The 11239-nt window shown below is 38.4% G+C and carries 11 protein-coding genes and 1 pseudogene; 11 read left to right on the forward strand and 1 reads right to left on the reverse strand.

Annotated elements, in window-relative coordinates; translation table 11 throughout:
• From BUB56_RS10415 to holA, 8 genes and pseudogenes are all read left to right on the forward strand, one after another.
• A pseudogene (locus BUB56_RS10415) lies at positions 1 to 214 on the forward strand (hypothetical protein); the annotation flags it as partial.
• 284 nt (positions 215 to 498) lie between these two features.
• A complete protein-coding gene (locus BUB56_RS10420) occupies positions 499 to 1185 on the forward strand; it encodes a Crp/Fnr family transcriptional regulator (protein WP_110941260.1) in 687 nt (228 codons plus the stop codon).
• Positions 1186 to 1336: 151 nt separating this feature from the next.
• Entirely contained in the window at positions 1337 to 1876 is a 540-nt protein-coding gene (locus BUB56_RS10425; RefSeq protein WP_110941261.1) for an ECF transporter S component, read from the forward strand.
• 85 nt (positions 1877 to 1961) lie between these two features.
• Positions 1962 to 2699 carry an MBL fold metallo-hydrolase gene (locus BUB56_RS10430; RefSeq protein ID WP_110941262.1) on the forward strand — a complete coding sequence of 246 codons (738 nt, stop codon included), beginning with the start codon at positions 1962 to 1964 and terminating at the stop codon, positions 2697 to 2699.
• A gap of 105 nt (positions 2700 to 2804) precedes the next feature.
• The gene (locus BUB56_RS10435; protein WP_110941263.1) at positions 2805 to 3113 is read left to right on the forward strand and encodes a hypothetical protein; all 309 of its coding nucleotides are present in this window, start codon (positions 2805 to 2807) and stop codon (positions 3111 to 3113) included.
• 97 nt (positions 3114 to 3210) lie between these two features.
• Positions 3211 to 4326: a YibE/F family protein gene (locus BUB56_RS10440; RefSeq protein ID WP_110941264.1), complete on the forward strand. Its 1116-nt coding sequence runs from the start codon at positions 3211 to 3213 to the stop codon at positions 4324 to 4326.
• 131 nt (positions 4327 to 4457) lie between these two features.
• Positions 4458 to 6800 (forward strand): DNA internalization-related competence protein ComEC/Rec2, encoded by a 2343-nt coding sequence (locus BUB56_RS10445; RefSeq protein WP_110941265.1) that lies wholly within the window; start codon positions 4458 to 4460, stop codon positions 6798 to 6800.
• Between the two features lie 79 nt (positions 6801 to 6879).
• Entirely contained in the window at positions 6880 to 7920 is a 1041-nt protein-coding gene (holA, locus tag BUB56_RS10450) for a DNA polymerase III subunit delta (RefSeq protein WP_110941266.1), read from the forward strand.
• A gap of 81 nt (positions 7921 to 8001) precedes the next feature.
• Here the strand turns inward: holA and rpsT are convergent, their stop codons facing one another.
• Entirely contained in the window at positions 8002 to 8277 is a 276-nt protein-coding gene (gene rpsT, locus BUB56_RS10455) for a 30S ribosomal protein S20 (protein ID WP_110941267.1), read from the reverse strand.
• A gap of 198 nt (positions 8278 to 8475) precedes the next feature.
• Here rpsT and gpr point away from each other — a divergent pair, with 198 nt between their 5' ends.
• The 3 genes from gpr (at position 8476) to BUB56_RS10470 (ending at position 11231) form a co-directional block, all read left to right on the forward strand.
• The gene (gene gpr / locus BUB56_RS10460) at positions 8476 to 9450 is read left to right on the forward strand and encodes a GPR endopeptidase (RefSeq protein ID WP_110941268.1); all 975 of its coding nucleotides are present in this window, start codon (positions 8476 to 8478) and stop codon (positions 9448 to 9450) included.
• A 90-nt stretch (positions 9451 to 9540) separates the two neighbouring features.
• The gene (spoIIP, locus tag BUB56_RS10465; RefSeq protein WP_110941269.1) at positions 9541 to 10818 is read left to right on the forward strand and encodes a stage II sporulation protein P; all 1278 of its coding nucleotides are present in this window, start codon (positions 9541 to 9543) and stop codon (positions 10816 to 10818) included.
• A gap of 80 nt (positions 10819 to 10898) precedes the next feature.
• A complete protein-coding gene (locus BUB56_RS10470) occupies positions 10899 to 11231 on the forward strand; it encodes a hypothetical protein (RefSeq protein WP_110941270.1) in 333 nt (110 codons plus the stop codon).
• Positions 11232 to 11239 lie beyond the last annotated feature (8 nt).

Here is an 11239-nt window from a genome sequence, read left to right on the forward strand (position 1 = left end):
AAAGGGTGATGCAATTAACCCTGTGTTGAGAAACTACTATCATAAAAAATGTGAAAACAAGAAGAAAAAAGTGGCTCTTGTAGCCGTTATGCACAAGCTTCTCCATTATATCTTCGCGGTTCTCCGTGATGAAAAGCCATTTGTATTTAGGAGCCCTGAAGATCATCAAGCATGGAGAAAAGACAAAAACTCACATCGAAGCATCGCTGCTTAGGTAGATAAAACTCAACTCTTTAGAGAAGCCATTGTTCGGCTTTTACCAATGGTTAGCTTTGCTGTACACTTTTTAGAAAAACTACTTTTTTAAAAAAATTAAACTAACCTATTGACTTTTATTAGCTGGTCTTTTTGAGGTTGTTTTCTACTGTTAATTCAATTATAATAGGCTCATAATAATAAACATACAATCTATATCACAAATTCCTGTGATTTGTATCACCTTTATATGTATTTTGTGCCAACAAAGGTTGTTTATCCTAAACGGAAATGAGGAATACTATGGTTAAGAATATTGAGCTCATCAAGCATGTACCACTATTTTCACAATTAGATCAAGAGTCCTTAGAAAAAATATCGTCCATCACCCAAGAAAAAAGATATAGAAAGGGAGCCATTATCTTCATGGAAGGAGATAAGGGTGAAGCATTGTATTTTATTAAGTCAGGCAAGGTCAAAATATCAAAACTGTCTAATGACGGAAGAGAACTAATTTTAAATATTTATGGCAGTGGAGATGTATTTGCAGAGGTAACCCTCTTTAATAATGTCATGTACCCTGCAACAGCTGAGGTGATGGAAGATGCTGTAGTAGGTGTTATTATGAATGGGGATTTAGAAGAGTTAGTGAGACAAAACGCTGATCTGGCCTTGCAGATCATTAAGATATTAAACAAGAGGCTATATATGTCTCAAATGAAGCTCAAGCAAATGGCATTAAGTGACACCTATGTAAGAACGGCTCAAATACTGGTCAAGCTGGCCGATGATCACGGAGTAGAGAAGAATGGAGCGATTGATTTAAAGCTAGATTTGTCACGGCAAGAGTTGGCTAACATGATTGGGACAGCTAGGGAAACGGTTAGCCGGGCCCTGAGTCAATTCAAAAAGGAAGGCTCTATTGAAATCAGCGGAAAGAAAATTATCATAAAGAACATGGAGAAGCTAAAGTCATGGCTTCAGTCTTAAGTTGAAATAAACAAAAATCCCTCACAATTGTAACGGTACAATTGTGAGGGATTTTTGTTTAGTATCTGTTATTTACAGGACGAAGCAATGATGCTATAATTGAATTAAAGCAATAGATAACGATACAATTAGAAGGGGGTGCGATACAATTATGAAATTTAGTGTTAGAAAATTAGTCATGACGGGATTAGTAGCTGCTCTTGTAATGGTAGGTACGATGCTGATTCAGGTTCCTACGCCTACAGGGGGATTCATTCATATAGGAGATAGCATGGTTTATCTTAGTGGTATATTATTAGGGCCTCTGGCAGGAAGCATCGCAGCAGCCATGGGATCCATGCTTGCAGATTTATTTTCCGGTTATGGAGTCTATGCTCCCGCTACCTTTGTTATTAAAGGGCTGGATGCCTTAGTAGTAGGCTATATTTATCATAAGCTTTTAACTCAGGAGTCTGCTGTAGTAAAGAAAATGGCAGTATTTGGTGTTGCAGTATTTTTAGGCGGACTCATTATGATTTTTGGTTACCTTGCCTACGAAACAATACTTCGCGGCTTTGCAGCTGCCGTTACAGGGATTCCGGGGAATATCACTCAAGCAGTAGGAGGAGGCGTGCTGGCTGCACCATTGGTATTGGCATTAGAACGTGTAAAGGTATTTGAACATTTTAAAAGTACGATTCATAAGGTATAGACTTTCATTCTGAGAGTCTATTTTTTTTCATATTGCTTAAACTATTATTAATGATACAATGAAAATAAAGGAAGGTGGGGAAAATATGCAGCTAACGATTTTAGGGAATTGGGGACCTTACCCGAATGCCGGCGGTGCATGTTCCGGGTATTTATTTGAAGGGGAAGGTATAAAAATTTTGATCGATTGCGGAAATGGAACCCTAAGCAGATTGCAGCAGCGATTAACTACTTTAGAGGAATTAGATTTGATTATACTAAGTCATCTACATAGTGACCATATATCAGATGCAATGATTTTAAGGTATGCGGTAGGCATTAATAAAATGAAGGGACTTTTTCATAAAACTATACCTTTATATGCACCGGCAACGCCTGAAGAGGATTTTCAAAAGCTCCAATATGAGAATGCTTTTGTATTACAGCCCATTGACGAAAATCTCGTGATTTATGAAAAAGGTTTGAAGATTTGTTTTCGGAAGATGGATCATCCCGTAGAAGCTTATGCGGTTGCTATAGAAAATGATGAGAAAAAATTTGTTTTTTCTGCCGATACCAGGTATTGTTCGCAGCTTGTTGATTTTTCAAAAAATGCAGACCTATTATTGTGTGAGGCAGGTGTACTGGAGCGGGATAAAGCAACTACCACGCCTCATTTATCAGCATTGGAAGCAGGACAGATTGCAACACAAGCACAGGTCAAAAAGCTCGTACTTACCCATTTTTGGCCGGGATATCATTTACAGGAAGTTTTGGAAGAAGCCAGAAATGCATATGATGGAGAGTTGATATTATCAGAAGAGATGCAAAGCTATGAACTCTAATAGGCCATGTTATATAATGGCAGGAGACCCATGGTAAGCTTTCTATCTTCCTGGATATACTAAGAATAAGCGCGTTATAAGGAAGACTTGAAAGGAAGTGTGCCTATGATTGATATTTTGAGTGAACGAAGGGTTAAGCTTGCCGATAAATATAAGTTGTATATTGAAGTGCCGGAAAAAGAGTATCTTATCGCCTATGAAAACAATGTAAATGTAGAAAACGCCAGGGACATCCTATGGCAGTATCTTGACTATTATCAGGATGATGCCAGGATTGAAAATGTGGAGATCAATTATGACAGGGGCAATCACAGCATTAATATAGAAGCAGACTTGATTTATGCAGGAAACGATCATACCTCGACACGATATCGTGCCAATTATTTGAGAGACGAAAAAGAGCTCATGGAATAGACTGTAAGCAGAGGAGGATCTTTAGATATTAAAAGATCCTTCTTTTATTTTCTTCTTTTAGGGCTCCATGTTATAATAGTTGGGGGAGGAGATACAGATGAAAAAAGTTATATTGTTAATATGTATGCTTACATTTTTGATGGCAATTCCTTTAGCCAGTTTTGCAGATGGCATGAACAGTTATACGGAAACAGCTGTCGTAATAGGCGTCGAAGACATGGAGAATTCATCCGATGCCCTATCTGGCTTTGAACACATACAAATCGTACAAGTGAAAATTACCAGTGGGAAATATAAGGGTGAGGTTTTTGAGATTTACAATAATCTCTCAGGCAGTTTTGTTTATGATATTCCAGTAAAGACTGGAGATAAGATTGTAGTGATGGTTGAAGAGTTAGAAAACGGAGAAATTGACGTGTTTATTGCTGACTATATGAGACAGGACTATATTCTCTATCTTTATTTAATTTTTGTCATTCTACTTTTGCTGATTGGAAGAATGAAAGGTTTGAAATCAGTTATCAGTCTGACCATTACGATCCTTGCTGTACTTAAAATTTTGCTTCCACTGATTTTATCAGGTAAAAATCCTGTACCTGTAACCGTATTTGTTTCTATTGCAATAACCATTGTCACCATTTTTATTGTTGCGGGAATCAATAGCAAAAGTATTGCGGCGATTATTGGAACCACTACCGGTGTTATCGTAGCGGGGCTGTTGGCCTATTTTATCGGCAGCAAAATCAGGCTGACGGGGCTTAGCAGCGAAGAAGCAACCATGCTTATGTATATTCCCCAGGGTGTGACCTTTGATTTTAGGGGTCTTCTGTTTTCCGGGATTATCATGGGTGCGCTAGGGGCTGTAATGGATATCGGTATGTCCATTGCTTCTGCTATGGATGAAATCTATCGGGCAAATCCCATGCTTCGAAGAAAAGAGTTATTTATGGCCGGAATGAATGTAGGCAGAGATGTAATGGGTACCATGACCAATACATTGATTCTAGCCTATACAGGCAGTTCAATTCCATTGCTGCTGCTTTTTATGGCTTATGAGACTTCATTAGTTAAGATATTAAATTTAGATATCATTGCAACCGAGGTAGTCCGGGCCTTATCCGGAAGTACGGGTCTGATCCTTACGATCCCCATCACCGCAGCGGTTTCAAGTATGCTGTTAAAGAGGGAAGCCTTGAAGAAGGAAAAAGCATAGACCTATTGAACAGGGATGTATTTCTTTTAAGATATACATTCCTATTTTATTACAAAAAATGACTGTATAAAAAAGGAAACTATGGAAATTTTGTAGAATGTTTTTGAAAACCTGCAAAAGAGGATAGTTTTATGAAAAGACCAATGTTTTGGATGGCTAACTTATATATTGGCGGCATTATCCTGCAGCACTGCAGCGATAACAGCTTTCGTATATTGCTTTTTGCTATCTTTATGATGTTTTTATTGGGGGCATTAACAAAAAAAGTAAGCCTTTATGGGGTCGTGGGACTATTTCTAATTGTAGCCTTCCTAGGAAGTCTAAATTATAGAAGTCATTATGAATATGAAGGAAAATTAGCGGCCTTTGACAATCATGAAATTTATATTATTGGAGATATACTGGAGCAATCTGCTGGAACATCGACTCAGTATACCCTTTTGACACGACAAATTCACTTCGAAGGGAAAAATATAGCTGTAAAAGAAAAGATGCTGATTCGCGTATATACGGAGGAAGAGGCAGCGCTTCCCCAAATAGGCGACCGGATTGCAGCAGCAGGCACTTTACGCATACCGGAGTTGCAAAGGAATCCGAAAATGTTTGATTACCGCTTATACCTAAAGTCAAAGAATATCCAACGAATGATGTATTTAAAGCCTCAGCAGATTCAAAGACTTGGCAAGGCAGATATTCCATTGCATATAAAATGTGCGGCCAAGATAAAAGCTTCTGTAAAAGAAAAATTGCAACAGGTATTTCTGCAGGAAGAAGGGAATATGCTATTAGCTGTTTTGCTAGGCGAAAAAGATCTGTTAGAGGACGAGCAGCAGAGAATCTATAGAAATACAGGGATCGCTCATATTTTTGCGGTTTCCGGTCTGCATGTGGGAATTATCTTTATTTTTTTGAACAAGATTTTTAATGGGCTTAGAACCGCTTTTAGGACACCGATCATTCTGTGCTTACTATGGGGTTATGCTGCTATTACGGGATTTTCACCTTCAGTGATGCGGGCCACGGTGCTCATAGCTGTATTGGCTGCTGCCCCCATTTTAAATAGAAAGTACGATTCCCTATCAGCCATTGGAACGGCTGCTTTTCTATTTCTTGCAGTGAATCCTATCCTTTTGATGCATGTTGGTTTTCAACTTTCTTTCGCAGCAGCGCTATCTATTGCCTTGCTGTATTTGCCGATCTATAAAAGAATCAACAGAATTCCCGAGGTTCCCCGACAACTTTTGGTTGCTTCTGTGGCGGCACAGCTAGGGACTATGCCGGTCATTGCATACCATTTTAATCTAGTTTCTCCTGTAGCCCTCCTATTGAATATTCCAATTGTATGGATTATAGGCTATTTAGTACCCTTTGGATTTGTTGCAATCATTTTATCCTATATCAGTATGCCTATTGCAAGGCTTGCAGGAAAATTCATCCTGTTATTCATAGACTGCATAAACTGCTTATCCCAGTGGGCTCATCAAATTCCTCATGCTTATCTGCAGGTGGTATCTCCCAGTATATTCTTTATGCTTATATACTATTTATTGCTTTATATTTCTGCTGTGAACAGCACTTATTTTTCGAAGGAAAATCATTACATACGAAAAAAAGCCATGCTTCTTCTCATAGGCATCTATATAAGCGGCAGCTTGTTGATAGCTGTGATTCCTAAAGATAAGGAGATTATTTTTGTGGATGTTGGTCAGGGAGACTGTACCTTGATTCGGACTGCACAGGGAAAAAACATTTTGATTGATGGAGGAGGAAATTTCGGAAGAATGATAGAAGGGGAGGAACCAGTAGATCGGTTTCTGGTAGAATTCCTGCTAAAGAATCGTATCTCAAAGATTCATATGATGATCCTATCCCATCCCCATGGGGATCACATGGGTGGTTTAATAGAGGTTGTTAGAAAAATGCCTGTGGAGACTCTAGTGGTCAGCAAGGATGTGCTGCAGCGTAAGGAGTGGATACCTTTGCAAAAAAGTGCACAGGAAAAGCGCATACAAGTAGTTTACGCAGAGCGGGGGGATCAGATGAGGGTTGGAGATGCAGTATTGTTTCATGTTCTTAGCCCAGGTAAAGCGTTGCTTCATGGCAGCAGGGATGACACCAATAACAATTCCCTTGTGGTCATGTTAGAATATGAAGGAAGGAGAATTCTTTTTACGGGGGATATTGAAGAGGCTATGGAAGGGCTTATCCTGCAGCAATACCCGGTTACACCTATAGATGTACTAAAAATAGCTCATCATGGAAGCCGATTTTCTACTACTGAGGATTTTTTGGATCATTTTCTGCCGAAAATCGCTGTGATTCAAGTAGGGAAAAATAGTTTCGGTCATCCTCATCCACTGGTCATAGAAAGATTAAGAAATAGAAATATTGAGATTTACAGAAATGATTGGCAGGGAGCAATAAAGATGAAAATCAAAAAAGGCAGTATAGATATTAAAACCATGCTGGATTAAAATATAGCATTCATAAACTTTGAGAAAAAAATAGCGTACTTATGATAAAATAGTAGGGACAGGGATAGGAGGCGCAGAGATGAACTACAAGGATGTATTAGCGGATTTAAAAAATAAAAATCTATCCAACCTATATTTATTTTGGGGAACAGAGCATTATCTAATGGAAAATACCATTGCCCTTATTCGGGAACAGATGGTCAATCCCTCATTTCAGGATTTAAACTACCAAATACTGGATGGCCGGGAGCTTAGGATTGACGAGATTATCAATGCCTGTGAGACCGTACCCTTTATGGATGAAAAGAGGGTGGTGCTGGTAAGGGAATTGGAATGCTTTTCAACGAAGCGAAAGAATATTACTGAGGAGGAAGAAGAAAGGTTAATCGCCTATCTTTCAAACCTGCCTTCCAGTACGCTGTTAATGTTTTCTATGAGCGATGGTATTGATAAAAGAAAAAAAATCGTTAAAGAAATTGGAAAATCAGGACAGATCGTAGAGTTTGGACGATTAACGGGGAAGGATATTCACAAGTGGGTAACAAAGGTTTTTAACAAGTATAGGAAGAAAATTGGTGAAGCAGAAATCAATGAGCTATTGGAGCTCATTGGATATTCTGATAGAAATTCTGTAAAGACCCTTAAGGATCTGGAAAATGAAATTATCAAGCTGGTGAACTATGTAGGTGAAAGAAGTACCGTTACAAAACAGGATATTGAGTTGCTTGCCCCAAGGTCCTTAGAAAATGATATTTTCAGGCTGGTAGAATCCATAGGGGAAAAAAATGGAAACCAGGCGCTGCAGATTTTAAATGATATGCTGGTAGAGGGGGAACCGGAAATAAGGATTCTACATATGATCACCAGGCAGTTTCGACTTCTTTATCAGGTTAAGCTGATGGAAAACCAGGGTTATACTGCCACAGCCATCGCGCCAAAACTGGGTATTCAACAATTCGTCGTAAAGAAGTATCTGAAGCAGGCAGTTAATTTTGATCTGAAGGTTCTTCGGAAAGCATTAGAAAAATGCCTTCAGACCGATGAAAGCATAAAAAAAGGAACCATGAACCAGAGGTTAGCAGTAGAACTGTTAATCAGCCATTTTACTTGTGCGGTTTAATTAGGTCAAAAAAGCGGAAAAGCGTACCATGTACGCTTTTTATATTTATGGGGAATTTATGACGGTTGTTAATTAAAAATACTATACAGCTTGATTTGTGGCATTGTGAAGCATTTTTGCTAATCTTGCAACTTTTCTAGAAGCAGCATTTTTATGGAATGTTCCTTTTGCTGCAGCTTGGAAGATCTTTTTCTCTGCATAACGGAACTTATCATTTGCTTCTGCAAAATTACCAGCAGCGATTGCTTCCTCAAATCTTCTGATCGCAGTCTTTACGATAGATTTGATTTTTCTGTTTCTAACAGTTTTTACTTGAATTACTTTAATTCTTTTCTTTGCGGATTTAATATTTGCCAACCAATTCACCCCCTTATATCCTGTTCGACAAAAGATATTTTATCATGTCTCATATAAAAAAGCAAGGAAAAAAGTACTACTTCTTTTATTCCCTTTAATTTTCACATTTATACATCAACAAATGAAATACTTCTGAGTATGTTTTCCTATATTATATCAAAAAATAAAAGTAATATGGAGAAAAAAGGAGGATTTTTGATGTTAAAGATTCGTACGGATTTAGCTTTGGAGGCAAGAGAGTTATATCAAGAGAACAATCCTCAGGAGATTCCCGGTGTAGAAGTAGAGCAGAAGGAAGAGGATTTTGCTTTAGTAACACGGGTTAAGGTTTTAGATCAGCAGGGAAGTCGGATCATGGGGAAGGCGGAGGGCAGTTACATTACTATAGAAGCTTCTGGCTTAAAAAAAGCGGATGCTGACCTGAAAGATAGTATCAGTCAATTGCTGGCAAAAGAGTTGGTTCATCTGCTGCCTCAAAAAAAGGATTTAAAAACATTGATTGTTGGTCTCGGAAATTGGGATATAACACCGGATGCTTTGGGGCCCCAAGTAGTATCAAAGGTTCTGGTCACTCGCCAATATTTTGAAACCTATAATAAAACAGAAGATGCAACCATGACATCTGTCAGTGCTATTTCTCCTGGTGTAATGGGGACTACAGGGATAGAGACAGGAGAAATCATCCGGGGAATTGTAGAAAAAACTAAACCAGATTTAATCATTGCCATTGATGCCTTAGCATCAAGAAGGATGGAGAGGGTTCATACAACCATTCAGATATCTACTACGGGGATTAATCCGGGGTCAGGGGTAGGAAATAAGCGCAGAAGCTTAAATCAGGAGACCTTAGGTGTCCCTGTATTGGCGATCGGTGTACCTACAGTAGTTGATGCAGCAACTTTGGCCAATGACACCATTGGGTTAGTTGTTGAAAACCTGTCTAAGCAGGCTACCAAAGGATCAGATTTTTATAAAATGCTTCAGCGAATGTCTGATGAGGATAAATATGGCCTTATTCGTGAAGTGCTAGATCCTTATGGTGCCAATGTAATCGTGACAACAAAGGATATTGATATAATTATTAAAGATGTTTCCCAAATCATTGCCAACGGCATCAACATTGCATTACATCCAGGAATTGAGCTAAAGGATGTAAACCGATACCTTCAATAGTCCTTAAATCTTTTATCATAGTTAACATGTACCCCTCATATAATTTTATAGTATAGTTTTACGACAGCAAAAAGGAGAGAGGTGCATGTTTTGTTTAATATACGGGTAATTTCATTAAGAAAGTATTATAAATATATATCAGCTTTTATTACCTTGCTAATGTGTGTTTACGCACTAAAAATACTGGCATTGGATAATATAGATTTTACAGTACAGGCCAAAGGAATACAAATTCCATCTATGGTGGTACAAGCAGATACACAGGTAAATATTCAGGAGAATCTGTTTGTGCTGGTATTGAATAAAACGATTCCGGTAATGGAAGTGAATTATAAACAACACCAAGGCAACAGCTCCTACACAGAAGTGCTGAAAATAGCTATAAACCGCCTGTTAAATTTTGACTATCAGGATCCAAAAACACTGTTTCGGGCAGAGCTGTCTATATTGAGTGAATTGGATGATATGGCTCTCCATGTAAATGATCCGCATCAGAATGAAGATATGGATACACGGGAAATTCATTTCGTTGGAGGTGTTGAAAATAATATTGATAATGCTATGAAAAACGCATTGGTAGGTGGTGAGGCGGAACAAGGGCTGCCAGCCCTCTCGACAGATGTAACCAAAGAGACAAACGATGCTGCGCTCCCCTCAGTTGCGGGACAGCTTGCAGAGACTATTGAAGTAGTCAGTTCACCTGTACAGGTGCCTAATAAGGTTAAGCTTGATCTAAAAAAACCTGTTATCTTTATATACCATACCCACGGCACAGAATCCTATAGACCTGAGAGCGTTGGAAATTACCATTCTCTAAATAGAAAATATACGGTTGTTAACGTTGGAGAAAAGTTGAAGGATCACCTCACCAGCAAAGGTTATCAGGTAATTCATGACGAAACGATCCATGACCATCCATCCTTTCAGGGATCTTATGTTAGGTCTTTAGAAACCCTCAATCAGAATCTGAAAAAAAATGATTCTTTGAAAATCGTTTTTGATATTCACCGGGATGGAATCGACAGAATCGAGTCTCTTCCAAACTATAACGCACTAAAAGAGGATAGTGTAGTGACAATTAATGGAGAAAGAGTTGCTAAGTTCCTATTTGTCGTCGGAGGCCAAAATGAGAATTATGACAAATTGCTAAAGCTGGCAGAATATATTCGCATTCGAAGTGATGAGATGTATCCTGGATTGGCAAAGAAGACGATCGTAAAGGATTATGCCAAATTTAATCAGTATAAGTCCGACTTTAGCCTGTTGATAGAAGTGGGAAGTAATGCCAATCATATCGATGAAGCCATAAGAACAACAAAATACTTAGCTGAGATCATGGACAGTGTCATCAAAGATATAAAAGAATAGAATCTGTAGGTTATGATGGGACTTTCCTGATACTGTATAAAGCGTTTTTAAGTTGTCAAAAATACCTGTAGGTGATGCCGATGGGTAGAGTGGAAAGGAAAGAACAAGAAAAAAAAGAAAGAAAGCACCCTGTATATCGATATTTTATGATCATCTGTATACTTATTATTATCTTTTATGGAATTATGATTGTAGATGAGGCTGTTCGGTCAATGCTAATGACGGAAGAACCTAGGGCTTTTGGCTATACAAAAATTAACGCCGACGTACATCAAATCTATTTTTGCGGTCAGAAGGTTTTGATTGATGAAAGGAAAGTCCGTACGCAATATAGTCAGTGGAGGAATGATGTACAGGTTTTATGGCAGCAATTCAAAGAACTAACAGAGCAATTTGTGATGAATAATCTATAGGAGCCGAG

Source organism: Geosporobacter subterraneus DSM 17957, from assembly GCF_900142145.1.
GTDB classification, from domain to species: domain Bacteria; phylum Bacillota; class Clostridia; order Peptostreptococcales; family Thermotaleaceae; genus Geosporobacter; species Geosporobacter subterraneus.